The 26,575-nt window shown below is 50.9% G+C and carries 21 protein-coding genes and 1 pseudogene; 9 read left to right on the top strand and 13 right to left on the bottom strand.

Annotated features, from left to right (window positions below):
* Nucleotides 1-356: 356 nt before the first annotated feature.
* A complete protein-coding gene (locus IOQ59_RS16890) occupies nt 357-845 on the top strand; it encodes a thioesterase family protein (protein ID WP_193954635.1) in 489 nt (162 codons plus the stop codon).
* Nucleotides 846-933: 88 nt separating this feature from the next.
* On the opposite strand, the gene IOQ59_RS16885 is transcribed toward IOQ59_RS16890, so the two are convergent.
* From IOQ59_RS16885 to IOQ59_RS16875, 3 genes are all read right to left on the bottom strand, one after another.
* The gene (locus IOQ59_RS16885; protein WP_193954634.1) at nt 934-1,338 is read right to left on the bottom strand and encodes an aconitase X swivel domain-containing protein; all 405 of its coding nucleotides are present in this window, start codon (nt 1,336-1,338) and stop codon (nt 934-936) included.
* Nucleotides 1,335-2,567, bottom strand: coding sequence for an aconitase X (locus tag IOQ59_RS16880; protein WP_193954633.1), 1,233 nt, complete (start codon nt 2,565-2,567; stop codon nt 1,335-1,337). The genes IOQ59_RS16885 and IOQ59_RS16880 overlap by 4 nt, the downstream gene beginning before the upstream one ends.
* 63 nt (nt 2,568-2,630) lie before the next feature.
* A complete protein-coding gene (locus IOQ59_RS16875; protein WP_193954632.1) occupies nt 2,631-3,515 on the bottom strand; it encodes an amidohydrolase family protein in 885 nt (294 codons plus the stop codon).
* Between the two features lie 251 nt (nt 3,516-3,766).
* Between IOQ59_RS16875 and IOQ59_RS16870 the strand changes: the two genes are divergently transcribed.
* The 4 genes from IOQ59_RS16870 (at nt 3,767) to IOQ59_RS16855 (ending at nt 6,261) form a co-directional block, all read left to right on the top strand.
* A complete protein-coding gene (locus tag IOQ59_RS16870) occupies nt 3,767-4,081 on the top strand; it encodes a hypothetical protein (protein ID WP_193954631.1) in 315 nt (104 codons plus the stop codon).
* Nucleotides 4,082-4,426: 345 nt separating this feature from the next.
* Nucleotides 4,427-5,254 (top strand): DUF2971 domain-containing protein, encoded by an 828-nt coding sequence (locus IOQ59_RS16865; RefSeq protein WP_193954630.1) that lies wholly within the window; start codon nt 4,427-4,429, stop codon nt 5,252-5,254.
* Nucleotides 5,255-5,331: 77 nt separating this feature from the next.
* On the top strand, nt 5,332-5,787 hold the full coding sequence (locus IOQ59_RS16860; RefSeq protein WP_193954629.1) for a hypothetical protein: 456 nt from the start codon (nt 5,332-5,334) through the stop codon (nt 5,785-5,787).
* A gap of 81 nt (nt 5,788-5,868) precedes the next feature.
* A complete protein-coding gene (locus IOQ59_RS16855; protein ID WP_193954628.1) occupies nt 5,869-6,261 on the top strand; it encodes a hypothetical protein in 393 nt (130 codons plus the stop codon).
* Between the two features lie 86 nt (nt 6,262-6,347).
* Here the strand turns inward: IOQ59_RS16855 and IOQ59_RS16850 are convergent.
* The 6 genes and pseudogenes from IOQ59_RS16850 to IOQ59_RS16825 form a co-directional block, all read right to left on the bottom strand.
* A pseudogene (locus IOQ59_RS16850) lies at nt 6,348-6,981 on the bottom strand (thiolase family protein); the annotation flags it as partial.
* Nucleotides 6,982-7,040: 59 nt separating this feature from the next.
* Entirely contained in the window at nt 7,041-8,018 is a 978-nt protein-coding gene (locus IOQ59_RS16845) for an NADPH:quinone oxidoreductase family protein (protein WP_193954627.1), read from the bottom strand.
* Between the two features lie 172 nt (nt 8,019-8,190).
* The gene (gene pcaF, locus IOQ59_RS16840) at nt 8,191-9,396 is read right to left on the bottom strand and encodes a 3-oxoadipyl-CoA thiolase (protein ID WP_193954626.1); all 1,206 of its coding nucleotides are present in this window, start codon (nt 9,394-9,396) and stop codon (nt 8,191-8,193) included.
* 11 nt (nt 9,397-9,407) lie between these two features.
* A complete protein-coding gene (locus IOQ59_RS16835; protein WP_193954625.1) occupies nt 9,408-10,589 on the bottom strand; it encodes a CaiB/BaiF CoA transferase family protein in 1,182 nt (393 codons plus the stop codon).
* Between the two features lie 2 nt (nt 10,590-10,591).
* The gene (locus tag IOQ59_RS16830; RefSeq protein WP_228050974.1) at nt 10,592-11,803 is read right to left on the bottom strand and encodes an acyl-CoA dehydrogenase family protein; all 1,212 of its coding nucleotides are present in this window, start codon (nt 11,801-11,803) and stop codon (nt 10,592-10,594) included.
* Between the two features lie 27 nt (nt 11,804-11,830).
* Nucleotides 11,831-13,381 (bottom strand): class I adenylate-forming enzyme family protein, encoded by a 1,551-nt coding sequence (locus tag IOQ59_RS16825; protein WP_193954624.1) that lies wholly within the window; start codon nt 13,379-13,381, stop codon nt 11,831-11,833.
* A gap of 331 nt (nt 13,382-13,712) precedes the next feature.
* Between IOQ59_RS16825 and IOQ59_RS16820 the strand changes: the two genes are divergently transcribed.
* Nucleotides 13,713-15,782, top strand: a complete 2,070-nt coding sequence (locus tag IOQ59_RS16820; RefSeq protein WP_193954623.1) for a 3-hydroxyacyl-CoA dehydrogenase NAD-binding domain-containing protein — start codon at nt 13,713-13,715, stop codon at nt 15,780-15,782.
* A gap of 237 nt (nt 15,783-16,019) precedes the next feature.
* Here IOQ59_RS16820 and IOQ59_RS16815 read toward each other — a convergent pair whose 3' ends face one another.
* Nucleotides 16,020-16,982, bottom strand: coding sequence for a LysR family transcriptional regulator (locus IOQ59_RS16815; protein ID WP_193954622.1), 963 nt, complete (start codon nt 16,980-16,982; stop codon nt 16,020-16,022).
* Nucleotides 16,983-17,488: 506 nt separating this feature from the next.
* Here IOQ59_RS16815 and IOQ59_RS16810 point away from each other — a divergent pair.
* Together IOQ59_RS16810 and IOQ59_RS16805 are read left to right on the top strand one after the other, a co-directional pair.
* A complete protein-coding gene (locus IOQ59_RS16810) occupies nt 17,489-18,169 on the top strand; it encodes a helix-turn-helix transcriptional regulator (RefSeq protein ID WP_228050973.1) in 681 nt (226 codons plus the stop codon).
* An 831-nt stretch (nt 18,170-19,000) separates the two neighbouring features.
* Complete coding sequence (locus IOQ59_RS16805; protein ID WP_193954620.1) at nt 19,001-20,062, top strand: porin; 1,062 nt, start codon at nt 19,001-19,003, stop codon at nt 20,060-20,062.
* Between the two features lie 738 nt (nt 20,063-20,800).
* Here the strand turns inward: IOQ59_RS16805 and IOQ59_RS16800 are convergent.
* The 3 genes from IOQ59_RS16800 to IOQ59_RS16790 all read right to left on the bottom strand — a co-directional run bounded on the left by IOQ59_RS16800 (nt 20,801) and on the right by IOQ59_RS16790 (nt 24,145).
* The gene (locus IOQ59_RS16800; RefSeq protein ID WP_193954619.1) at nt 20,801-22,528 is read right to left on the bottom strand and encodes a sensor domain-containing diguanylate cyclase; all 1,728 of its coding nucleotides are present in this window, start codon (nt 22,526-22,528) and stop codon (nt 20,801-20,803) included.
* Nucleotides 22,529-22,745: 217 nt separating this feature from the next.
* Nucleotides 22,746-23,618, bottom strand: a complete 873-nt coding sequence (locus IOQ59_RS16795; RefSeq protein WP_228050972.1) for a DMT family transporter — start codon at nt 23,616-23,618, stop codon at nt 22,746-22,748.
* 65 nt (nt 23,619-23,683) lie between these two features.
* Nucleotides 23,684-24,145, bottom strand: coding sequence for an Lrp/AsnC family transcriptional regulator (locus IOQ59_RS16790; RefSeq protein WP_193954617.1), 462 nt, complete (start codon nt 24,143-24,145; stop codon nt 23,684-23,686).
* 488 nt (nt 24,146-24,633) lie between these two features.
* On the opposite strand from IOQ59_RS16790, the gene putP reads away from it, so the two are divergent.
* The gene (gene putP, locus IOQ59_RS16785) at nt 24,634-26,100 is read left to right on the top strand and encodes a sodium/proline symporter PutP (protein ID WP_193954616.1); all 1,467 of its coding nucleotides are present in this window, start codon (nt 24,634-24,636) and stop codon (nt 26,098-26,100) included.
* The last annotated feature ends 475 nt before the right edge of the window (nt 26,101-26,575 follow it).

Raw genomic sequence — 26,575 nt, 5'->3', positions numbered from 1 at the left:
CGGCTGCCATTTCGGAATACGTCGTTAGCTATTCGATTTGGCTTGAACAGGTATAGAAATTACCATCTTGTAAGGCTTTTATATATTTTGTTGTTTGCAAGTTCTGTTGCAGAAAACGGAAGACTGCAGTTTGATCAAGGCCGTAGTCTTTGGTGAGTGACCAGCGTGGATTGCTCTCGACTGGAGGCTTTGCCAGCAGCGCTTTTTAACGCTGTGCGTATTGCGATGGCGCTGGCTGCAGTGAATGTGTTTTACAAATCATATGCCTCAGTTTTGGGTTGTTTGAAGACTGAGGTGGTCTTTCAGAAGAGAAAGCAGAGCGGTAGGATGGTTATTTTGGGTCAAGGAATTAGCTGATGAGTGATAAAGCGCCTGTCATCTACAGTACTCCTATCAAATCGGAGTGGCTGGACTACAACAACCATATGAATGTTGCCTATTACGTGCTGATCTTCGACCACGCCGGTGAGCAGCTGGTCGCTGATCTGGGCTTGGGTGAAGAGGTCACGCGTGAAACCGATATCTCCTGGATGGTGCTGGAAAATCACATTACCTATAACAATGAAGTCGTGCTGGATCAGCCGGTTGATGTGCGTATGCAGCTGCTGGATCATGACAGCAAGCGCCTGCACCTTTACTTTGAAATGTACGCTCAAAGTGACGACGGCAGTGAATATCTGGCCTCCACACTGGAGCAGATGTTGATGTGTGTAAATCTGAAAGAGCGTAAGGGCAGTGACTTTCCGGCCGCGGTGAAATCCAATATCGAGCAGCTGGCAGCAACGCAGGCTAATATTCCGAAGCCCGAAAATATCGGTCGTAAAATTGGTATTCGGCGCAAGTGATAGAAAGCCAGACTGGCTGATACCGACAGAACAAACCCGGCATTCAGGCCGGGTTTTGCGTTCAGGTAGGCGGGTGTATAGCGTGTCGTTATACGGGTGTGATGGTTTTTTCCTGTGGATCAACGCTTACCTGCAACTTGTTTGGGATCGCTTCGGTTACATCCTCTTCGAATCCATCCAGCAAGGTAATCCCGGCAAAAGCCGCAGCCTGTACCATCACGGGACCGGCGTTGTTGAATACCAGTGCCGCAGGCGCGGTGCCCAGACGGACCATTTCACGTAAGAGCCAGGAACTGGCAACACCGCCTTTAGCGCGATCTGCAACCAGCACTTTGCCTGCTACAGAGGCATCTTCTTCCGCGAGACCGGGGCGCAGAAACTTACCGGTTTTTACATCGAGGTCGTAACGGGCGGAGAAGGCATTTTTCAGTACCAGTGTTTCCCCTTCAATAGCTACGCCAAGCCCTTTTTTTGTGCTTTTTAACGTGATCATGCGACGACCCTCCCAGCGATCGCTGACTGAATACACACGGCCAATGTGGTTGCCGCTGCGTTGTAACCTGCGCCGTTAAGGATGTTGCCCAGTTTCGGTGATGCTGTGAGGGTATTGGTCCAGCCGTTGGCCTGACGGATAGGTTCAGAGCCTGACTGGAAGTAGTCGATACCATCCAGTAGATGGCAACCGGCCGCTTCCAACTTGTCGGCAAGGCCCAAAGTGCGTGCGGTTTCGATGCTGCCGTTATCAACAAATGCGAGCAGAGTGGTGTTGGTCGCCACCTTTTTTCCGTCTAGCAGCTGCGTCAGCTCGACCACTTCGCTCCAGCCCATCTGCGGCGCACCCAGTACCACCAGATCCAGTGATTGTGCATCCAGTTTTTCGATACTCAGTACGGCGTCCAGCTCGGTGCCGGTCAGGCGCTCTGTTGGCAGATCACTTTCAGTGAACAGGTGCGCCTCCGGTGTTGCACCCTCAACGTGGAACAAACCCACAGCAGCATAGCTGGCAAGGGATGCGCCGATATGGTTGAGTGCCAATGCACCGGGATGTTCATCCAGTCCTTTGATCAGCGGGATCTCATTGGCATTATTCAGACGAAGGCCGATAGCTGCACCCAACGCACCCCATTCGGCGAGATTCTGCGGTGTACGCTCCACTTCGAATACACGCTTTGGCACCCGATTTTCATCCAGATGCAAATCCCAGCGAGGCACATATCCGGCCAGCGCGGAGGCCAGCGCGGCAGGGCCTGCTTCGAAGTTGGTGCGTGCGCCCAGTGCCGAGTTGGCGTAAATGGCCGTAGGTGTAGACCCCATGGCGATGGATTCACCGAAGCACGGGGCAGGGATGGAGTGGTTGTTGATATGACCATATTCCATGATGCAGCCCAGCTTGGCGATGGCATCCAGACGGCGCTGATCCAGATCCATAAACCACTGTGGCAGACCAAAATCTAACAACTCGCGAGCGGTGTGACGGCTTTCCAGATAGAGGTTTGCCGCAGGTATGCGTTGTTCCGGTGCTGCCTGTGCCAGTTCTTCCATAAAGTGGATACCTGCCTCACCCATAGCGTCCGTATCCGCCATAAAAAAGGCGTAACGGATCGGGATCAGGCGGTCGGCGCCCAGTACGGTGCCGGTGTCCACCAGAAACTTCATCGCCCACGCGTAGGCTGGGCCGAAGTTGCCATCAAGCATCTGTTGTTGATGCGCAGTTAATTGCATAGGTTTCTGTCCTCGCCGGGATCAGTCCCGGACTTATTGTTGTTGCGCGAGAAATACAGGCGCTTAAAAGCCGTAAAGCTGTGTCGGGTTATCTACCAGAATGCGATTGCGAACGGGCGCGTTCGGTGCCCAGAGTGAAAGCATGTCGAGCAGATCTCCGTCGTTGGGCATTGCCACTGGAATGTGCGGATGCGGCCAGTCGGAAGCCCACACCATACGTTCAGGGTTGGCGTTGATCAGAGATTGCGCCACGGCGGTGACATCCTGATAGGGCGCTGCGGATTCCTGGGTAAAACGATAGCTACCTGAGAGCTTCGCCCACGCTTTGCCTTCGCTTACGAGTGCCAGCAAATCCTGAAAGCCGGGATGGTTTTGTGACTCGGTCGTGGGCATATGGCCCATATGGTCGAACACCAGATCCACCGGCAGATCTGCCAGCGTAGTTTTGAGATCAGAAAACTGAGATACGTCGATCAGGAGCTGCAGGTGCATATTGGCGTCGGCGAGTTTCTTTGCCAGCGTACGCAGGTTATCCACCTGAAAGTTGCTGCGAAAGAGCAGGTTGACCCTAGCGCCACGTGCGCCCGCGTCGTACATCACCTGCAACTCCTGCGCTGACACATCTTCGTTCACCACCACTACCGCACGGTACTGATCACCCCCGGCGGCCACCGCATCCAGCGTGGCGCGGTTATCAGTGCCCAACACGCTGGGTTGCACAATCACACCGCGCTCTAAACCCAGTGTAGACAGCATCTTCTGGTAATCAGCGAACGACGCATCTGGTGGGGTGTAAGTGCGGTGATCCACATACGGATACTTTTCAACCGGCCCGAACACGTGGGCGTGGCAGTCACAGGCATTGGCTGGCAGCACAATGCCTGATGGGCGAACATCCGGGTCTGCGGCCTCACACAGAGGGGCGGATTCTTGAGGTGTTGTCAGCATGGGTGCGTTGTCTCGGTTTCAGCGTGAAGCAGCCGATGCGAGATACACAACATCGGGCAGCGAATGAAAATACGATAACAACGGCGCAGGTATCTGAAAAATACTATAGATATATAGGGGTGTATAAGAGGAAGTGATAGCACGTGTAAGCTGTAGTAGAAGCTCTGCTATTGAAGCAACGACAATCTGCTACGCTTACCCGAACGCGCCGGGTGCGATCCAGAGATTTTAGGGAATAGAGGAACGAACAGATGAAAACGCTAATAACAGGCTTAGTACTCCTACTGTTATCGGGTGGGGTGTTCGCGCAGGGCAATGGGAAAGGTGGTGACGAGTTCCGTAACACCGCATCAAAGTATGAAACTAAGGCACGCAACGCCCGATCCAACGGACACCATAACAAAGCCCGCGCCTACGCACGTATGGCAGAGATCAAACGCCAGGCGGCCCGCCTTGCGGATAAAGGGAAATGGAATCAAATCGACTGGACCGAGTACCATCGGCTGAATGCGGAGGTGGCGGGGCATCACGGGAAAGGCAAAGGTAAGGGATATAAATCGCACTAAACCGGATTAGCCCAGCATCCTCGGTGAACGCCACAATTGACGGTCTATACAGTGTATTTGGCGAACCGAAGAGAACTCGCGTGTTTCTCTGCCAGCAATGCGTTTATTCCTGCTTGCCTTTTAACCAAACCCATTACATATTAGACACTTACGGATATGGATGTGCAGCAAAACGCGCATAGCCAAGCATCAATACGCGCATGCTCGTTTTCAGTGGAAGAGAAGAGACATACGACACCCAAACTCCTTTCTCTTCAGATGATTATGCTGGTTTCCACAACGGTCGTGTGGAACGAAAACGCGTTGGCGCAGAATTAAAATGTTAGTTTTATCTGAGGCCATTAAGTGATCCTATACAAGTATATGTCTCTACAAACAGCTATAGATGTAGTTGGAGATAATTCAATTGGATTTTCATGTATCGAAGATCTGAATGACCCATTTGAATGCACTGCATTTGGTTTCACCGATGGTGATATGCCTGCAAGTATCGTAGCTGGGGGCTATCGCAACAGGTTCTCTCGAAAATATGCGCTTCTGTCACTCACGAGACAGCCACTGAATTCCCTAATGTGGTCGCATTACGGCGATTCACACCAAGGCGTGGTGGTAGGTATTGATGTCGAAAAAGCGGGATTTACATGTAATGTTTCTTCTGTTATTCCAGCACAGTTTGGCGAGGTAATCTACACATCATCTAAGCCCAAATCACGTCAGTTCCAACACTCTGTTGACGAGTTGATGAGCATTGGCCTAGATACGGTGGGGTTTGAAGCTGACTTCTACAACATAGTAAAGCGTGCATTCCTCTATAAATCACTAGAGTGGGGTTACGAAGAGGAAGTAAGGGTTGTTAAGAGTCTATCGAAATCACCCTATGGGTATCATTCATTTGGTGGGGAGTTTAGGAATGCGTCAGGTGATTGGAATCAGAAACGTATTGCCAGTTTGGGCAGGCCGATATATTGCTATAAGTTACCTGAAGGGGCAATTAAGGAAGTTTATCTAGGCCGTCATGTGTACAAGAATATATCAAAAAGTGGCGTTGTATCCTCCGACGGTCTTGAAGAGTTTAAGGGGCTATGTCGTTCAATGAGAATCCAGCTGAAAAGGTGTGAGCCCGACATCTACTCATGGAACCTTAAAGCAATTGAACTTGAAGGAAAAAGCTAACACGAAAAGGTAGTCGAACTCGTTTCTCTCTTGCTGCTTTAGGCGTTAGTTATTGCAGTAAAAATTAGGGTTAGATCATGGAAGAAAATATAAAGAAAAAAATTCTCGCTGAGATGGAATCCATAATTGGAAATAGCTGTTACAACGGCAACATACAAAACTGGGGGCCTGGAGGGGAATGGTATGGTGAGGGACGTGAGTTTAGGTACCCCATAACTTTTCTTGATCAAGGTGCCTTGAAAAACAAGTGTCGGTCATCCGATCCTTCAATGCCCATTCAGCGGATGAGAACCGGCTATTATGCATTTGGAGCAAACCGCCTTTACATTATACAAGCCTTAGAGAAGGTGGTTGAGCGTCTCGAATCTAAATATAATTTTTCTCCAGAGAAAAAGCCCGAAGTGGTTTTCAGCGAAGAGTCGACACGCATTAAAAGCAGCCTAAATAACCTTATTAAGTGTCCTGTTTGCAGGGTTCCTTTAAAACCTAAGAATTTGGATAAACATTTTAGGAAGGCTCATAGTGATAGCTAAGCACAAATGCGCATAACCAAGTGCCTGCTTTTTGTGGGTAGGACCAATCTAAACAAGTAAACAACAAGGAAGTATCAAAAGTTGGAGAAACAAGAGTTAGTTGCTGTAAATGCTGAAATCGAGAGAATCAACGATCGAGTTGCGAACATTGAGCGCATTGCAAGCACGATTGAGGATGTTGCTGAAAAGGGAGTCGAAGCTTTCGTAAAACACCTAGAACATAAAGAAGAGACTCAACAAAAAGAGCTTGATCTTGAAAAGGTAAAGCACCAGCGAGAATTGGAACTAGAAGATACGGTTCATAAGCGTTCGGTATTTATCATTAGTGCAACGGTTTTTTGTGTTGTTGCCCTAGTTTTTACTGCCATGTTGTTGGGTGAACAAGAGCTGGTTAAAACAATCTTAACTTCAAGCTTAGCAGTCGGTGCTGGCTTTGGGATAAGGTCAGCTCTGACAAAATCAAAAGGTGGATAACAAGTGGCTGTGGTGCTATCAGGCTGCTTTTGCTAAAAAGCAGCCCTCAAAAGTCTAACAGCACAAGCGCAGTCGACGCATAGATGTCAGACCCGCTCAATAATCAACGCGATTCCCTGCCCAACGCCAATACACATGGTGCAAAGCGCATAACGCCGCCAGTCGTGCGCCGCTGGTACCCTGTGGGTGGCCGAGGGCGATAGCGCCGTCATTCGGGTTCACCTGCGGTGCATCGTCTGGCAGGCCGAGATCACGCATCACTGCCAGTCCCTGTGAAGCAAGGGCTTCGTTCAGTTCGATGACGTCGATCTGATCCAGCGTCAGTCCGGCTTTCTCCAGCACTTTGGTCGTTGCAGGGGCTGGGTCAAAGCCCATGATGCGGGGTTCAAGGCCCGCGGTAGCTATCGCGACAATACGCGCCGTAGGTGTCAGGGCGTTCTTTTCAGCTGCGTCATTGGACGCGATTAGCAGGGAGCAGGCACCGTCATTCACGCCTGAGGCATTATCGGCGGTTACCGAATCGTCTTCGCGAAACGGTACGCACAGTTTTGCCAGACGCTTCCAGCGCGGTGGATGCGCGTGGGTGTCGTCGGTGTCCACGATCAGGTCGTCATCTTTGCGCTGAGGAATAGTAACCGGGCAGATCTCTTCCTTAAACCGTCCTGCTTCCATGGCGGCTGTGGTTTTTTGCTGACTCCGGTAGGCGAACAGGTCCTGATCTTAAGAAAAAAGTGTCAGGCACCATTCTTCCCTTGATCCGTTCTTCGGCATACATCCTCTTATGGTGTGACAACGACTTTCCCAAGCACTGCGCCTGCAGCTAATTTCTCAAATGCGAGTTTGCAGTCGGCCATTGAAAAGCAGTGGCCGATTGAAGGAAGAATTTCACCCCGTGCAACCCGCTCTAATATCCATTCAGCTGATTCCCGGTATTTGTTGGGCTGATGCAATCGAAAATAACGTGCAGAACAACCAATTGAAGCGCGGTTTTTTACTAGCAGACGGTTCGCAGGTAGTTGCTGTATACCACCGACAAATCCAAGATGGAGCATTCTGCCACCCCAATCAAGGCAGGACAGTGCGGTTAGACTCAGGTCTCCTCCGATGGGATCAAAGCAGGCATCGACACCTTTTCCATCGGTCAACGACATCACCCGATTTTTGAGGTGCTCAGTACGATAATTGATCGTTCTATCCGCGCCCTTGTCTTTTACAAACTCAAGCTTTGTGTCGTTACTGGCGCCCGCGATGACGTTGAGCCCCATGGCTTTGCCGATCTGTACGGCGCTGAGGCCGATCCCGCCAGAACTACCCAGCACTAACAGTGTTTCGCCAGATTCCAATCGACCGTTCCAGTGTAGTGCCAGATGTGCAGAAAAATAGGACACCGGTAAGGCCGCAGCCTCGATAAACCCAATATTATCCGGCACTCTGAATAGGTGGTTTGCTTTAGTGATGGCTTTATCGGCTAACGCACCTTTTGGAAAAGATCCGGTGACCCGGTCACCGGGTTTAAGTTGGGTAACCTTTGCTCCACACTGGATAACGATACCTGAGCCTTCGATGCCAGGAACATAGGGCAACGCCAGATCTCTATTGGTTTGGTGGCGACCGGAAATCAGTAGCAAATCGGTTGTGTTCAGGCCTGTTGCTTTGATCTCCACCAGTACTTCATCTTCTTGGGGCAGGGGGATGTGGAGCTGTTCTATCTGGAGACCGTCAATGCCAGCCCACTGATGACATACAGCGGCGCTCATGGTGGGGAGAGGGGGGGGGTTGCATGATAAAGCCTCTATCCAGTTAGATGGGCAACGGAATGACGGCGTTTGATTGTGTCTGGTGTTCTATTGCTGAAACGCAATTGGAGATTAAAGGGCCTTAACCTGAAAGGGTTTAGAGGTGAACCATTCAGGTTAAGGTCGGTTTGGGTTATACGCGCTCAATAATTAACGCGATTCCCTGTCCAACGCCAATACACATGGTGCAAAGCGCATAACGCCCGCCTGTGTTGTGCAGTTGATACATCGCGGTGGTGACCAGTCGTGCGCCGCTGGCGCCCAGTGGGTGGCCGAGGGCGATAGCGCCGCCATTCGGGTTCACCTGTGGTGCATCGTCCGGCAGGCCGAGATCACGCATCACTGCCAGCCCCTGCGAAGCAAAGGCTTCGTTCAGTTCGATGACGTCCATCTGATCCAGCGTCAGTCCGGCTTTCTCCAGCACTTTGATCGTTGCAGGGGCTGGGCCAAAACCCATGATGCGGGGTTCAAGACCGGCGGTAGCCATGGCAACGATCCGCGCCTTAGGTGTCAGGCCGTTCTTTTCAGCGGCGTCTTTGGACGCAATCAGCAGGGCGCAGGCACCATCGTTTACACCTGAAGCGTTACCTGCCGTTACTGAACCGCCTTCACGAAACGGTGCGCGCAGTTTTGCCAGGCCTTCCAGTGTGGTTGAGGCACGTGGGTGCTCATCGGTATCCACGATCAGGTCGTCACCTTTGCGCTGAGGAATGGTGACCGGGCAGATCTCTTCCTTAAACCGTCCCGCTTCCATGGCGGCTGCGGTCTTTTGCTGGCTGCGGTAGGCGAACAGGTCCTGATCTTCACGGGAGATCTCAAAATCTTCCGCTACGTTCTCAGCCGTTTCCGGCATTGAGTCCACACCGTATTCCGCTTTCATCTTTTTGTTGATGAAACGCCAGCCGATGGTGGTGTCTTCGATATTGGCATTGCGTGAGAAGGCGGTGTCTGCCTTGCCCATCACAAACGGTGCGCGGGACATAGATTCACATCCCCCGGCGATCATCAGTTCCGTTTCACCGGATTTGATCGCGCGTGCCGCCATCCCAATGGCATCCATTCCAGAGCCGCACAGGCGGTTGATGGTGCTGCCCGGTACGGAGGTTGGTAGTCCCGCCAGCAGGGCAGACATGCGCGCAACGTTGCGGTTGTCTTCCCCGGCCTGGTTGGCGTTGCCGTAGATGATGTCATCCACGGACGCCCAGTCTACCTGCGGGTTGCGTGCCATCAGGGCTTTGAGCGGTACTGCGCCGAGATCATCGGCACGGACCGACGACAGGCCGCCACCGTAACGCCCAAAGGGCGTACGGATCGCGTCACAAATATAAGCATCAGACATCGTATGGCTCCTTACACTGTGCCGTTTTTGCGCAGTGTGTCGATTTCGTCGTCAGACAGGCCCAGAGATTCCAGAACTTCGTTGGTGTGCTCGCCTTTATTCGGTGGCGGCAGACGCAGATCGTCGAGACCGGCGGAGAATTTCACCGGATAGCGCACCTGGAAGGTTTCGTTCTCGCCGTTGTGGTCGGTCATGGATTGCATCAGGCCGCGAGCCTGAATGTGCGGGTCTTCGAAGAAGCGCATATCGCGTAGTACCGGTGCCCATGGCATATCGGTCGGATCGAAGAGAGCGGTCCATTCGTCCAGCGTCTTTGATGCGAAAACGTAGGACAGCAGGCCGTGTACTTCGTTTTTCGCCTGGTTGCGCAGACGTGTATTGGCGAAACGTTCGTCGGCCAGTGCAGGGAATTCCCCGGAGAGCATCTCAACCAGCTGTTTCCAGAACTTGTTCTCGAACAGGCCAATTGCCAGATGTTCGCCGTCTTTAGTAGCGAAAATGTCATTGTCCGGCATGACGAATGGCATTTTGTCTGGATCGCTGTCACACACTTCGTGGGCTACACGCAGCAGCGGTGCAGACCAGGCGGTCATGGCATCCAGAATTGCCACGTCGATGTACTGACCTACACCGGACTGTTTGGCGCTTGCTAAAGCAACGCTCAGGGATAACGCGGCATACATGGCACCGGCATAGTCACTCAGACGCACTTTAGGACGGGCGATTTTGTCTTCGACCTGTGATGGCACACCGAAGTAGCCGGATAGGGCGAGAAAGTCGATATCGTGGCCTGCACGGTTAGCGTAAGGGCCGGTCTGGCCGTAACCACTCAGCGACAGGTAGACCAGTGATGGGTTAATCGCTTTCACCTCTTCGTACGAGAAACCCAGACGTTCCATCGCACCGGGGCGGAAGCTTTCGACCAGACAATCCGCATTGGCCAGCAACTGCTTGAAGATCTCACGGCCTTCATCGCTTTTCAGGTTGATGCCGAGCGACTTTTTGTTGCGGTTGAGGCGGGCAAACATATCTTTGCCCAGTACGCGTCCGGTATCGCCTTCTTTAGGCTCTTCGATCTTGATCACTTCTGCGCCAAGGTCGGCCAGCAGCTGAGTGGTCATCGGGCCGGGCAGCAGTCGGGACATATCGATAATGCGAACGTCCTTCAGGAAGGACCAGTTATTGGCTGTCATGATTATTGTCCCTTCACAGGTGCCTGAGCTTTCTGCCAGCCTTTGTTGATGCCTTTAGCGATGGTGTTACGCTGTACTTCGCTGGAGCCGGTGAGTACGCGGAACATGCGCAGACGGCGGAATACCCATTCAACCGGATCGCTTTGTGTCAGGCCAACGGAGCCGTGGATCTGTACAGATTTGTCGGCGATCTGAAATGCATTTTCAGCGACAAATACTTTACACATAGACGCTTCGCTACGGATGTCTTCACCACGATCCGCTTTTGCAGCAGCCGCTTCGATCATGCTGCGGCAGGCAAACAGTGCCGTTTTCATGTCGGCCAGCATGTGCTGAATGGCCTGGAAGTTGGCGATTGGGCGACCAAATTGCTCGCGACGGTTAGCATAATCAACAGCCCGGTCGTAGGTGAACTGTGCATGTCCCAGCATGGTAGGGCATTGCAGCAAGCGGTTGATATTGATGCGGTTCATACCCAGCTTAAAGCCGTTGCCTAGCCCGCCCAGAATATTGCAGGCCGGTACGCGCACATCTTTCAGGTAGATATCGTTGTCGATGTGCTGGCCGGACATTGGCAGGTATTCACCGGCGATCTGGTAGCCTTCGGATGCAGCGTCGACCAGAAAGGCCGTTACGCCATCGGTGCCTGCTTCCGGATCAGTGACAGCCATGATGATGGCGTAGTCGGCGGTACGGGATGCCGTGATAAAGCGCTTATGGCCATTCAGGATGTAATCATCGCCATCTTTCACGGCAGCGGTCTGGATGCGGGTGGCATCAGAACCTGCCTGCGGCTCGGTCAGTGCGAAACAGCCTGCACGTTTGCCTTGCGCGGTTGGAATGAAGTACTCCTCCAGCTGGCCTTCAGTCGCCTGATTGAGGATATAGCCGATCCGCATCGGGCCGCCGTTTTCACCCAGAACACAGCCGTACAGCGCTGCGTTGGAGCGCGTGGCGTCTTCTTTCAGGATGCAAAGCTGGCTGATCGACAAGCCCAGGCCGCCGAACTCTGCGGGCAGATTGCAGCCATAGATACCCAGTTCGTAAGACCGCTTCCAGATCTCTTCGAGCTGCTCGCGGGAGAAACAGGTTTCGGGTGTCAGGCCCTGTTCCTTCTCTAAAGGGATCAGTTCGTCGTAGATAAAGGCATTCATTTTTTCGCGCAGAGCGTTGAATTCCGCTTCCGGTATGCCAGCATTTTTCATATGTTGCATGGATAGTCTCCTCTTGGCCGTTGCCGATCAGACCTGACGGTCCTGACCTTTCCAGTACTCGGCGCGCACGTCACGGCGCTGGATCTTGCCGGTGTTGTTCTTAGGCAGCTCGGATACGAAGTCCACTGCGTGTGGTTTCTTAAACTTGCCCAGCTCGTTGGCGCAGTGCTCGATCAACTCGTCGGCGCTGCCTTCGAAGCCTTCTTTCAGCACAACAACCGCCTGCACGACTTCGCCCATGTCCGGATCTGGCGCGCCAACAACGCAGGCTTCAAATACGGATGGGTGGTGGTAAAGCGCGTTCTCCACCTCGTTCGGGTACACGTTGAAACCGCCGGACACGATCATGTCTTTCTTGCGGTCGACGATGAACAGGTAGCCGTATTTATCCACGTAGGCGATATCACCCGTGTGGTAGTAGCCGTTTTTCAGCGCAGCGTCGGTCAGGTCCGGCGCGTTCCAGTAACCGGCCATCACGTCGTTGCCGCGGATGATCATCTCGCCGCGTTCGCCCACAGGCATCTCGTTGCCTTCGTCGTCGACGATTTTGACTTCGCTCTCGAACACCGGGCGGCCACAGGAGGTCAGACGCTCTGGGTGATCGTTCAGGGCGCTGGCGTGATCGTCTTCGGTCAGCATGCAAACGGAGTGGTTAGTTTCACCGGCGCCGTAACCCTGGTTCAGGATAGGGCCGAAGAATTCGATCGCTTCTTTCAGGCGAGCCGCAGAGATTGGCGCCGCGCCGTAACGGATCTGACGCAGGCTGCTGATGTCGTATTTGTCACGGCTAGGCGAAGACAGAATACGGTTGATCATGGTTGGCACCAGGTAGGTCTGCTGTGCCTTCTCTGCTTCGATCACGCTCAGGTAGCCGTCCACGTCGAAGCGGCTCAGGATCACGTGTGTGCAGCCCTGCGACAGCAGCGGCAGGATCGACATACCGGATGCGTGAGTGATCGGACCCACGTGCACCATGGTTTCCGGGCGGTCCACGTGAAGGCTGGCACGGTAGTTAACCTTGCGCACGATCGCCATGCGATTACCCACGGTCTGCATTGCAGCTTTCAGTACGCCGGAGGAACCGGAGGTGTAGTGCAGCACGGCCAGATCATCGGCGGCCAGATTCGGCAGTTCCACCTCGGCAGAGGCGTCTTTCAGTGCCGCTTCGTAGCTGTTTTCAGTGATATCTTCGCCCATCACCAAAATACGGGACACGGTTGGACACTCATTCAGCGCGAGCTGTGCAGCGTCCTGATGCTGCGGATCAACGATCAGTACGTTGGCCTGGGAGTCGTTGCAGACGTGTACCGCTTCCTGCGCAGACAGACGGGCGTTAACCGGTACGCGCACAAAACCGCCTTTGTAGAGGGCGACTTCCGCTTCAACGATCTCCGCACGGTTCCACGCTAGTACTGCCACGCGGTCGCCTTTGCTCATGCCGAGATTATGCAGAGCGTTTACCAGACGGTTGGAGCGTTCATCCAGCTCTGAATAGCTAACAGTTTTTTGTTCATCTTTGAGTGCGATGCGGTCGCCCCAGAATCGGGCGGCGCGGACAACGAGACTGCCTAGGTTCATGCGTCTGTATCTCCGGTCTGCTTACTTGGTTTTTATAGGTGGGCGTTGCCGATGGTGTCGCCCGAGCTTGAAACCGAAGATAATGGAACTGGAGTTATCGGAAAAATATTAAATAAGTCTGGTTCGTATATGGAAAAACGATATCTGGCCAGCATGGCCTGTTATAGCAATGCCGGTTTGTGATGGCGGTGGGCTAGCTATAAAGAATTACGATAATAACTACAGGTAAATAGTATTTTTTTCATGCTTAGCCGTTTTGCTAATCTGCCGGATAAATGAGCGGCTACACACAGATGTATGCCGGAAGCTTAAGTCAGTTAGCGAGGTTCCTATGGCTGCGGTCAGTATGCAGATTTCAGATGGCGTGGCGGTGATCACCGTCGATAATCCCCCGGTTAATGCGATCTCCCAGGCGGTGCGTCAGGGGTTGATGGATGCCATCGCGGCGGCCAACGCCGACGAGCGCGCGCGTCGAATTCTGCTGATCTGCGCGGGGCGTACCTTTATGGCGGGTGCTGACGTCAGCGAATTTGGTAAGCCGCCGCTGAAGCCAGATCTACCGGATGTCGTTGCGGCCATTGAGGGCAGCGAAAAGCCGGTGGTTGCTGCAATTCATGGGCAGGCGCTTGGTGGAGGGCTGGAAATTGCGCTGGGTTGTCACTATCGCATTGCTTTGCAGGGCAGTCGTCTGGGGTTGCCGGAAGTAAATCTCGGCTTAGTGCCGGGCGCAGGCGGCACGCAGCGTTTGCCGCGTTTGATTGGTGCGGAAAAGGCGTTGGAGATGATCACCTCAGGGAAGCCGGTTAATGCGGACAAAGCTGCTGCACTGGGCTTGGTCGATCAGGTAATGGCCGGTGAACTGCAAGCAGAAGCACTGGTTTACACGCAAACCGTGGCGGCTACGGTGCCTGCCGAACGCCGTTTGTCTTCGCGTCCGGTAAAAACGGTGTCGGGTTCATTGTTTGATGACTGGCGCAAGGTGAAGGCAAAGCGCCAGCGCGGTGTGCAATCGGTGCAGGCGTGTATTGATGCGGTGGAGGCTGCGTGCACGTTGTCATTTGAAGCGGGGCGTCAGAAAGAGCGGGAGATGTTCCTTGCGCTGCGAGGTTCTGCGCAGTCGGTGGCGCTGCAGCATATCTTTTTTGCCGAGCGTCAGGCGGGTAAGGTGGCGGGCTTGAACGGGGCTGAGTTGATGCCGGTGCAGTCTGTTGCCGTGATTGGTGCGGGCACAATGGGAACCGGTATTGCGATGGCCTTTGCACAAAAGGGTTTCGACGTCACCCTGTTGGAGCTGTCTGCTGAGGCATTAGCGCGAGGTATGGAGCGCATCTGCAGCCTGAATGCGAAGTCCGTACAACGTGGCCGTATGAGTGCGGATCAGTCGGAAGCGATGCAGGCGCGTATCCGTACCACGACTGACTACGCTGATCTGGCAGATGTCGACATGGTGGTAGAAGCGGTATTCGAAGATCTGGGTGTAAAAACTAAGGTCTTTGCCCAGCTACAGGCTGTGTGTAAACCAGATGTGATCCTTGCGAGTAATACGTCGTATCTGGATATGAATAAGCTTGCGGCAACGATGGAACGCCCGGAAAACGTGGTGGGTATGCACTTCTTCAGTCCGGCCAATATTATGAAGCTGGTAGAAGTGGTCAAAACGGATTACTGCAATCCTGTGGTGCTAAAAACGGTGCTGGGCCTGCTAAAAACCTTGGGTAAAGTCGGTGTGGTGAGCGGTGTCTGTCACGGCTTTATCGGTAACCGTATGTATCAGTCTTACCAGCGTGAGGCCGGATTATTGCTACTTGAAGGGGCCACACCTGCACAAGTGGATAGAGCACTCTATCAGTTCGGTATGGCGATGGGGCCATTCGCGGTGGCGGATATGTCCGGTATTGATATCAGTTATATGATGCGTAAGGCTTTGACACCCGAGCAATACGACACGCGGGCCTTCACGGTACACGATCGTTTGGTGGAATCAGACCGTAAGGGGCAGAAAACCGGTGCCGGTTTCTATCGTTATGAAGGTGGTGAGGGCGCGGGTGTTAATGATCCAGAGGTGCTGGCACTGATCGAATCTGTTGCGGATGAATTAGGCTTTGAACGTCGCGAGATCAGTGATGCTGAAATTATTGAGCGCTGCATGTTGGGGCTGGTGAATGAAGGTGCGCATATTGTCGAAGAGGGTATTGCTGGCAGTGCTTCTGATATCGATGTGGTTTACGTGAACGGGTATGGTTTTCCGCGTCACTTAGGTGGGCCGATGCATTATGCGAAAGCGATGGGCATCGACAACGCGGCGGCAAAGATAGCCAGTTATGCAGAGGTATTGGGAGACCGCTGGTGGTCGCAATCGGATACGTTGAATCAGGCCGCAGTGCAAGGGCATTGGGATTAACTTTATATGACGGATTCTCCCTTGAAATATAGCTTTCTTAGCCGCTTAGCGTTCCGATTAGGTATGAGTCGAGCGGGTGACGGAAGGTATGTTTTAAGGGGATCTCCCTGAGACGGGGAGTAAAAACTGTCTCACCGGCTCGATTGGAGATCGGGTCTTTGGATATGTCGAATGAACTTTATTCGTCGGGTTATTTGGGTAGCGAAAGCTACCCTTTTTTATATGGCGATCAGGTCGTTATTTTGCCGTCAACTCTGATTGAGTCGTGCCTAACCATTCACCTGCAATGACGCCTTCTTTATACAGATCTTCAATGATTTGGACAATCATATCTTTCACGATGATAGAGGCGGTATTCAGGGGATAATTTTTTGGCCAGGCAACACAAACCTGACGCAACATATCCGGGCGGCTTATCTTACGTGCGGTAATCATTTTTTGTTCCCAGATATTGTAAATGGAAGGCCATGGCATCACTGCATTGGCGACGCCACTGGCGGCAAAACTCATGATCAAACGGGTAGATTCAGTCTCCAGTTTGATTTTAAGCGGCATGTTCTTTTTCGCCGATATCTCTTCAAGCATTGCGCGCACGGCGTGACTTTTCTGGCTGACTGCCAAGGGTCTTCTGCTTAATTCCCGAAACGAAATTGTGTCATTGATATCTTTTGGATTGCCGTCATCAGGATATCTCTCGACAAAGAACAGGGGCTCTTCGTAAAGCAGATGAGTATGCACTGTTTTACTTGGCATTTGACCTGCGATCACACCTAAATCTGCACGGCCACTTTCTACCATCGCGAGGCTTTTTAGGCTTCGCGCTTCTGTTGCGCGCAGCTGAATGTCGGGATAGTTCTCATCCACCAACTTGACCAATCGAGGGGCTATGTGAATCGACAGCATTGGAGGCAGGACAACGGCCACATCCCCCTTTGGTGAGTTTGCTTCCATACGGACATCGTCTTGTGCTTGTTTGAGCTGCGACGATATTTTCTGAGCATGTTGGAACAGAACTTCTCCGGCAGGAGTGGCTGTCACCCCCCGTGGTGTGCGGATTAGCAGCTGTGTCCCAAGTTCATCTTCCAGATTCGCAATGTGTTGGCTCAGGGCGGGTTGAGCAATGCAAAGCACCTTTGCTGCTTTTAAAAAGCTGCCTTCCTCAACGATAGAAATGAAGTACTTCAACTGTCGTAAATTCACGAGACCGCCTCTTTTATTGTTGTCATGGGTGGTGAGCCTGGCTATAGGATATAGGTATTTCAGTGTTGTCGAAATTGAAAATATCTATAGCTGGGCTGATTGGAACTATAGCTTAAACAGATCGGGAGTGAGAGTATGTTGATATACTAAAATCATATATCTGGAGATATTAAACCTGTCTTTCCTTTATGTTTGCGCGATTTGCTAGCATCAGGCTGCAACTTCAGATGGGTGTTCTTCGGGGCAAAATGGGCACTGCTCATGCTGTATCCGTTAATCCTTTAAACGTAGAAGACTGTGGCCACAGGTCGGTGGTCATTGTATCCCATCATCTTCGATGCAGTGGCTTTGCGGCTCCTATGGGGCCGTTTTTTTTGCGTGCGGAGAAGAAGTCGTTGTATCTGAGTGCTTGGAATAGGAAAGCTGGCAGGCCCGCAGTTTTTGAGCGAAGTAGACATATATACATCATCACAAATGAGTTTGCCCGTTCATGTAATACATGCTGAATGGGAGAGCAGGAGCGTCTTCCAACTGTGTCTTCGTCAGAACATTATCTGTATCCGTCTCTAGGTGTAAGTGTCGCGATCGTCGGGGGATACCCAATGTATCGTTTGGGGTTAGAGCGTGTGTTTCTGCGGATTGATCAGCATCTGAATGTATTAAAAGTGAATTCGGTTACAGAATTGATGGATCTGGAGCATTCTTGTGAGCTTATCCTTTTCTTCTCTTTACATGAGCGTATGGATTACATCTCTTCACAAAAAACACATGACGGTGTTATTCCATACACCGTGATTATTAGCGATTGTATAGGCCTATCCCATAGGCTATCGCTTGAACTGGAAGGGCGTGTATCGGTATTGCCACTGTCTATCTCTCTGGATGAAGCAGACAAGTATCTCGGTCGCCTGTTGATGGAGCGCAATGGTTCTGTTGGCTACGATATTATTAAGGATGTTGATCTTCAGGCGCGATTTCTGCCCGATTTTGAAAGCCTGACGCGTCGAGAAAAAGAGGTAATGCATTATCTTGGAAAAGGTTTAGATAACGATCGTATTGCTGAGAAAATGTCTATTGAGAAAAATACGGTTAAAGTTTTTATAGGGAAAATCTATAGAAAGTCGGGGGTGTTAAATCGGACCCAAGCTGCCTGCCTTTTTAATTATTTTAAGTTTTCATCTTTTTGAATATAAGGGTGAGATCTCTGGATTATAATCTTGAAAATAAAATCGGAGCGGTTATGGCCTGCAGCGCAACTCTAAGTTGAGGCGGGGATTTAAACCATGCTGTCTGCCTGGAGAAAAGAGATGGCGTAATGGTCTGATTGCTCTGGAGGCTATGAAATATATGCCTCCAATGAAGATTTCTACATCGTTGAATAGTTTGTAATGACCCATCATGCGCAGCTGCGCTGCCTTCCGAACACAAAGCTGTTATATCGCTCGCCGAGAAAGCCCCAGACTTGTTGGCCGGTTCTTTAATATGAGTTGCATAATACTTGCTCTGATCGTTGGTTTTAGGTTTTGTATTCTTTGAATAATAATCCTGATTTCCTTGGGATTAATGTTCTTGAGGTGTCGTTTTTTATAAATAGTGTTTTGGTCTTGAATAAGTTTTGTCTTTGAGCTGGGAGATGATGCTGCCAGAAAGTACCGCTAATTTATTTTGTTCTAGGTATTAGTGCTATAGGCAGGCGTTATTACGCCGTGTCTTTCTATAGGTTTATTCGATAAGAGGTTCTGAATATACAAAAAACCTATGGCTGCAATAGAAATGTAGTATTTCTGCGCTTTTTGACAGGCTGATAGCATTGATGCCGTAACTTCTGATTGGACGCTTTGAAGAGTGACCTGACGCGAACGTTAGGGCTTTAAGGTAAGACTGTTGAGTTCTAATAAGTTCAACCGAGTCGTCAAATTCAGTGAGAAGAAAAATAAATATATATCTGATGTTCTAAATGTCGGATGGACTGAAGAGTGTGATTGCACACTTAAATAAAGGTGTAGGGGTATTTTTATATGAAGCCATCTTCAAAAAAACTGATTATCGGTTCCGCTCTGGCAGTGGCATCTGGTCTGGCTCAGGCCGCAGAAGTCAAATTTTACGGGCACGTGAACCAGGCAGCTATGTTTGCCGACAACGGTACTGACAGCGAGACATTCATTGTCGATAACACCAACAGTGCGACACGTGTCGGTGTGAAAGCCTCACAGAAAACTGAAGATGGTCTGACGTACGGCGCACACATTGAAGTGCAGTTTCAGTCTAACCCTTCCAACAAAGTTACCCCAACAACGAAGACGATCAGCCCTGAATTCAAAGAGCGTCATGTAAACGTCTTTGTAAAAGGTGATTTCGGTAAACTGTCCCTGGGTCAGGGTGATGGTGCTGCGAACGGTAACGTAGAGCGTGATCTTTCTGGCACACAAATTATCTCTTTCACCAACCCATCTCTGTTGGGCGGTAGCATTAACTTCATCGATGCGAACAGCACCACAACAGTTGGTCTGAGCAAAGCGATGAGCGACCTGGATTTTGAAAGCCGTTATGACCGTTTGCGTTATGACCTGCCTAAGCTTGGTGGTGTTGATCTGGCTATGAGCATGGGTGTTAAAGGTAACAACAATGTTACTGAGTTCGGCGCTCGTCGTCTGTTTGATCTGGGTGACAACGGTAAGCTGTTTGCTGCGGCAGGTTTCTCCTCTGAAAGTAAAGGTGGTTCTGCAGGTGATGAGCAAACCGTCGGCGGTTCCATCAGCTGGCGCGCTAAAAGCGGCCTGAACCTGACAGCTGCTTACTCGACTGTATCCGATGATAACGCTGGCAACCCAGATGCTGATTTCTATACCGTGAAGGCGGGTTACATCTTCGGAAAGAACGCAGTATCGCTGCGCTATGCTGTTGCCAATGATCTGGTAATGGCGGGTGACGAAGCAAACTCTATTGTGCTGGGTTATGTACACAAGCCAACTAAGAATCTGGACCTATACGCAGGTTTTGCGATTCATAGCTTGGACCGTTCCGGTGCAAATTTTGACGACATTTCAGTCCTGACTACAGGTCTGCGCGTTAAGTTCTAAGGACAGAGCTGCGGATTGATCAGCCTTTCCCGGGCTAGACCGGATTGGTTCGCAGTTTTTATTCGGTCAACCTCCCTTCTTTGATGTAGTGATTTCCAGTGGCCTTGATATAGGCCACTGGCTTTTTAGCGACGGAGATCTTTCGGGTAGTCATTCCGACGGGTTGAGCGCAGAGTAAGGGACACATGCCTAATTAAAGCCTCGAATCCTATGTTCAGTTCGGGGCTTAGGCTATCCGTCTCTTCAGTCAATGAACCTGCATCGATGTTTTAGCGTTCATACGTGAAAGTTAGCCTATTCAGGTAATACGTCTGTTGCTAGGTCTAATATGGGCACCTCAGCTCACATACCAACCATATTTCTGAGCCTGTTTTTGAAAGGTGTCACACAGCACGGCTTCGACCTCTGCTGAGTGGTTTCCTCTTGTGTATACATCGGCTAAATGTCCTGACTCCTTTCCCTCCAGTTGATCATCTCCAGACTTTTGCTCTGAAATTGATTCGGGATCTTATTATTGTTCTTCATCTGAATGGGCCAAGTAGATGATAGGTACTCAATATCATAATCTAACATCGGGCAGGTCAGTGTGGTTATCCACCGTCAGGTGGAGTGTGTCAGATGAGATATAGATCGGCGTTGTCGGAAGGGCAGGTGGCCGTTGTTCGTTTTTTGAGCATAGGTGGGAGAAGGCAGGTTGTAGATCTGTTCTCTACAACCTGCTGGGGGTGGTATCGCTAATTAAGCGTTTTCAGTTTCCGCGACCGGTTCAAATTCTGCTTCCAACGCAGGCTGTTCTTCAGCTTTCTCAACGAATATCGGTTGCGCAATTTCCGCACGATCTCGCCCGTTTTGTTTCGCCACGTACAGAGCTTCGTCTGCGGCTTTAATGGTGTCTTCCATGTTGTCAGCATGGTTTGGATACAGGGCGATACCAATGGATGTGGTGACTGTACCCAGTGATAGCTGGTTCATATTAAGTTCGAGTGAGCTGATGCCTTTACCGATGCGTTTAGCGATCTGCAATGCCTGTTGCTCATTGGTAGACGGGCATACGATACAGAACTCTTCACCACCGTAACGGCAGGCGATATCTTCCTGACGCAGAGAATCTTTCAGAACCTGTGAGACAGCTTTTAGTACATGGTCTCCGGCATCATGACCGAAGTTGTCGTTAAAGAGTTTAAAGTGATCGAGATCGATCATCATAATGGCGATTTCGGTCTGGGTTCGTTCTGCACGGCTGTGAGACTGATCCAATGCTTCGAGCATATAGCGGCGGTTAAACAGTCCGGTCAGCGGATCGCGGATCGCTTGTTCGCGCAGACTGTCGCGCAGCTGGATATTGGCAAGGGTCAAACCCACCTGCTCGGAAATCGCGTTTGATAGCCCTTTGTAATGATCAAGGCTGACGTCCATCGGCATCACAAAATGCAGAACACCGATCGTTTCGCCTTGGGCCAGTAAAGGTATACAGAGTGTTTGATGATCGGTTGGTATATCTACCCAGTGGTGGCATAGGGTTTGAATACCGTGCTCGGTGGAAAGATGCTGGTGACCTTTACGCAGTGACCAGCATTCACCTGGGGCAAATCGATCGGCACCGGGCCAGTCGCCTCCCCAGTCAGCGATACGATCCAGCCGGTTGCGAGAGGATTTGATAATCGAAATGCTGCCTTTGAATTCCGGCAACAGTCTGGGAATGACGTTATTTAATACTTCGCTGGCTTCATCCAGTGTGGAGCACGCATTGAGCAAGCCGCCAAAGGTTTGCAGTATAGAGATCTCGGTGGTGCGATCTTCAACGCGTTTTTCGAGCAGTTGCTGCTCGTTCTGAACCGTTCGTTTCATAATGCGGGCACCGAACAAGCCTAATGCCAAAACAGCCGCGATGCTTAGGACGCCCGTTAAGAACAGCGTTTCTCTCAGCTCATAGATGGCTGCGTAAATAGAGGACTGCGAGCGTGCGATACGGGCAATAATAGGGTGTGCTAAATGTGAGTTATTATCCGTGTAATGTCCCTCGTTAGAGCGAACGGCCACATATAACATATCAGTGGAGAGCGTAGCGCTGTAACGTTCGGCAATACCTTTTCCGTTGGCCAGAGCGAGTTGTATTTCTTCCCTATCAGCATGATTTTCGATGTGTGATAGTTGGTCGAAACTTATATCTGAATCTCCAAGAACTCTGCCGTTGGCATCTATATAGGTGACGCGAAAATCACCCGCATGTGCAATATTTTCTGCCAGTTTCTGAAATGAACGAATAACGTGCTGTTCACCCTGAGTATCGATTGTTTCCAGTGTTCTAACGGACTCGAGTGATGCCATAGCCAGCGTGTTCAGTTCATTTTTGTTGCGCTCAATCAGCTGGGACTCAAGGTAAGTCTCAATAAGGATAAATGTGATGGTGCTAACCAACAGCATGACGGTCAGTGGGATAGCAACAATTTTGTGCTGGATTTTCATATTAACCTTAATCCTTGAAGGGTTTTTGAAAACAACAACTTAGCGTGTGTTTGTTAATCAAATCATTATAGACGTTCTGCGAAAAGAGCAAGAATTGTTTCATCGTCGTTCCATAACAAAAGCGTCACAAATGAAGGTGTTAGCGCTGATGTACGGCACCTGATAGGGTCGTCATACGCGGGAGTTAAGGCAGGTGAGGCAATCTTGCGTTCGCTATTTATGCACGTTTGAATTGCCCGATGACGACGCCACCGATAATCAGAACTAAGCCAATAACAGTTGAGATCATCACCGGTTCGCCGACGATAGCGGCGAGAAGGATTAATGATATTGGCGGTGACAAGTAGACCAGATTACTCAGCTGTGCAGTATTGGTGCTCAGGCGTAATGCATTCATCCAAAGCAGAAACGCGAATCCCATCTCAAAGGTACCAATATAGATGCCGCCTCCGATCGCCGGCCACGGAATGGCATTGAAACCATCCTGCCATATCATCAGCACTGTCAGAATGGGCAAACTCAGGCTAAAGCACAGGAGCAGGGATGCGACGGCATCACGGGGTTTGCGGGTATTCAGAATCCAATAGCTGGCAAAAAAGATTGAACTGCCTGCTCCCAGTGCTACGCCAAGCGGGTTCTGAAAATCCAGCGCCAGCAGGTCTCCTTGGGTGGCGATCACCAGTACGCCCGTATAGGCGATGAGTACGCTGATACCGTTCATGACCGTAAAACGCTGGCCTAAAAATGGCACCGCCAGAATACTTAGCACCACCGCCCAGGTGTAGTTCAGGGCTTGAGCTTGTTGTGCCGGTAACATGTCGTAGGCGGCGAACAATATTAGGTAGTAAGCGGTGGGGTTGAGTGCTGATAGCAGCATAAAATAGCCCGGTGACTCGCGCATATAATCGCGTGCCAACGAGAGCTTTCCCTGCATGGCGGCGGCTATAATGAGGATGCCGCAACTGGTCGCAACTGCCAGCCAAAGCATCTGGAGTGGAGTGATCAGCGACAGGGTCAGTTTAAACGCACTGGCAACAGTGGACCACATCAATACGCAGCCCAAAGCCAGCAAAGCGGCTTTACGGTTCAAAGTCATTCCTTAGCGATAGTTTACTCGACTGCGGTTAGGCGATGTGCCTACCAAATTAACTCTGGTCAGAGCAATTTGGCTTCTATGTCTTTTACATCTTCCATCACCACAAAGGTGCTGGTCTGTGTGACATGGGGCAGGGAGGAGATCTTTTCACCCAGCACCGCGCGGTAAGATTCCATATCGGTGGTGCGTACCTTGAGCAAGTAATCGAAATTGGCGGCGATCATATGGCATTGCTCGATTTCAGGGATGGCACGAACTGCGTCATTGAAAGCTTTTAACGCTTTGGTTTTTGTATCGTTAAGAGAAACTTGTACGAAGGCGACATGCTTAGTGCCCAGTTTTTTCTGATCAACCAGTGCGATATAGCCCAGAATGTAGCCTTGTTCTTCCAGTCGCTTCATGCGGATTTGGCAAGGGGTTTTGGACAAGCCGACACGGGATGCCAGTTCGGTGACTGTCACGCGGGCATTTTTCTGAAGTTCGCGCAGAATCGCCAGATCAAGCTTGTCCAATTTATCCATTGATGTGCCGCTTTATAGTTGTTTGTACATTCGAAGGTTAATAATTCGAAGCATACGGCTGCTTGTCGAAAAAATACAGTAAAAATAGACTGACGCTTTGTTTGCCCTTGGGTGAGTCGGATAAGCCTGTTGGAAGGGTGGATTGGGTAATTTTTCTAACAGTATTAAGGACTTCCGAAAGGGATCGATGAAATTGGGCGGGCCTGAGTATAACGTGATCAGGACAAATGCCTGTTTTTATATGATTTGGGGGGTGTTACGACTTTCTAAGGGTGTAAAATTGAGCGTATGAACTTTCGTTGTTTATGAATTAGGACAATTGCCTTGGGCTTTGTCTATAAGCTATCTCCCAGTGTGCTTGCTTGTCAGCAGTGGCGGAGATCCCGCGCTATTACATGCTCATACAGTTATGAAGAAAAGGCGTCATCCGGGCTGCCTGTTCTGTCCAAACCTATAATAACCATAACGTAACTAAGAGGTTTCATTTCATGGTAACCCTTACCTTTATTGTTTACCTGATCTTGATGCTGGCTATCGGCGTCGTGGCGTACCGTCGTACGCAGGATCTGTCCGACTACGTACTGGGTGGTCGTAATCTGGGTCCAATCCCAAGTGCATTGAGTGCTGGCGCATCCGATATGAGTGGCTGGCTGCTGATGGGCTTGCCGGGCTATGCAATGTCTGCAGGCTACGGTTCTTTCTGGCTGGCGGGTGGCCTGCTGATCGGTACCTGGCTGAACTGGTTGCTGGTTGCTCAGCGCCTGCGTGTTTACTCCTATAAAGCGGACAACGCGCTGACTCTGCCTGCTTTCTTTGAAAAGCGTTTTGAAGATAGCAGCCACAGTTTGCGTGTCGTATCTGCGATATTCGTACTGGTTTTCTTCATGTTCTACACCAGCTCTGGTCTGGTGGCGGGCGGTAAACTGTTTGAGACCGTTTTCGGTTTTGATTACACCATGGCGGTGCTGATTGGTGCGGCTGCGGTTATCTCCTACACCTTGTTTGGTGGTTTCCTCGCAGTATCCTGGACGGACGTGGTTCAGGGATTGCTGATGGTCGGTGCACTGATCCTGGTTCCGTTGATCGCAATGGGTGAGATCGGAGGTTTGAGCGGCACGCTAGCGGCGGTCGAGGCGAAAAACCCCGAACTGCTGGATATGTTTACCAACGCTGACGGTACCAGCATTACCGTGATCGGTACGCTGTCCTTGTTGGGTTGGGGTTTGGGTTACTTCGGTCAGCCACACATTCTGGCGCGTTTCAAAGGTATCAAGAGCAAAGACGCGGTACCGGCTGCACGTCGTATTGCGGTGATCTGGTCTGCAATCTCTATGGTGGGTGCTTGTCTGATCGGTCTGGCGGCGATTGGTTATCTGCCTGAAGGTCTGGGCGATAACGAAACCGTATTTATGGTATTGGTTGATGCGCTGTTCCACCCTGCAGTAGCGGGTGTGTTGCTGGCTGCGATCTTGGCGGCGGTGATGTCTACCGCAGATTCCCAGCTGTTGGTGTCCTCTTCCGCATTGGCAGAAGATTTCTACAAAGCACTGTTCAACCAAAATGCGACTCAGGAAAAACTGGTGCAGGTTGGTCGAATCGCAGTGGTTGTGATCGCTGTTATTGCGACGTTCCTTGCGCTGGATAAAGACTCTAAAGTTCTGGCGTTGGTGTCCTATGCATGGGCAGGTTTTGGTGCGGCATTTGGTCCTGCGCTGATTATGTCCCTGTACTGGAAGCGCATGAATAAAGCGGGTGCACTGGCCGGTATCATCGTCGGTGGTGTGACTGTTGTGGTTTGGAAGCAGCTGAGTGGTGGTCTGTTTGATCTGTATGAGATCATTCCGGGTATCATCTTTGCCTTCATCGCAATTATTGTTGCGACTCTGGCAACTGCGCCTCCAGCACGTTCTATCGAGCAGCGCTTCGAAGAAGTAGAAGCTGATATCAAAGGCTGATCTGCTGATTCACTAAGCGCTTAAGAAAACCCCGTTCACTTCGGAGAGCGGGGTTTTTTGTTGTCTAAATTTTGAGGTGGTGGTGTTTTGTTGGGAATCGCTGGCGCTCGTCCCAACCTACGGGTTGAGTTTGTTGGGCAGTCTCGTTGCTTCCGTAGCTGAACTGCCCGCATCGTGTAGGTTGGGTTAGTCGCACCTTAGCAGGATATTGGAATTTACATCTGATCCATCCGTGCGATGTAACCCAATAAAGGGGGGGCAGTTGTAGGTAGCATCTCGTTTCTATCTATCTCGTTCCCATGACCTGCGTGGGAATGCGGGGAATGGTGGTGTTTTGTTGGGCATCGCTGATGCTCGTCCCAATCTACAGCGTGAGTTTGTTGGGCGGCTTTGTGTAACCGTAGATACCATCTCTCCATATGTGCCTCAAGTGATTGATTAGGTCATTTGAGGTACATATTCAGTTTGCTGTTTC

This window comes from Pontibacterium sinense (assembly GCF_015209595.1).
In the GTDB taxonomy this organism is placed as follows: Bacteria; Pseudomonadota; Gammaproteobacteria; order Pseudomonadales; family Balneatricaceae; genus Pontibacterium; species Pontibacterium sinense.
The sequence above is the reverse complement of the archived record's forward strand: the minus strand, read 5'-3'. Positions and strand labels throughout refer to the sequence as shown.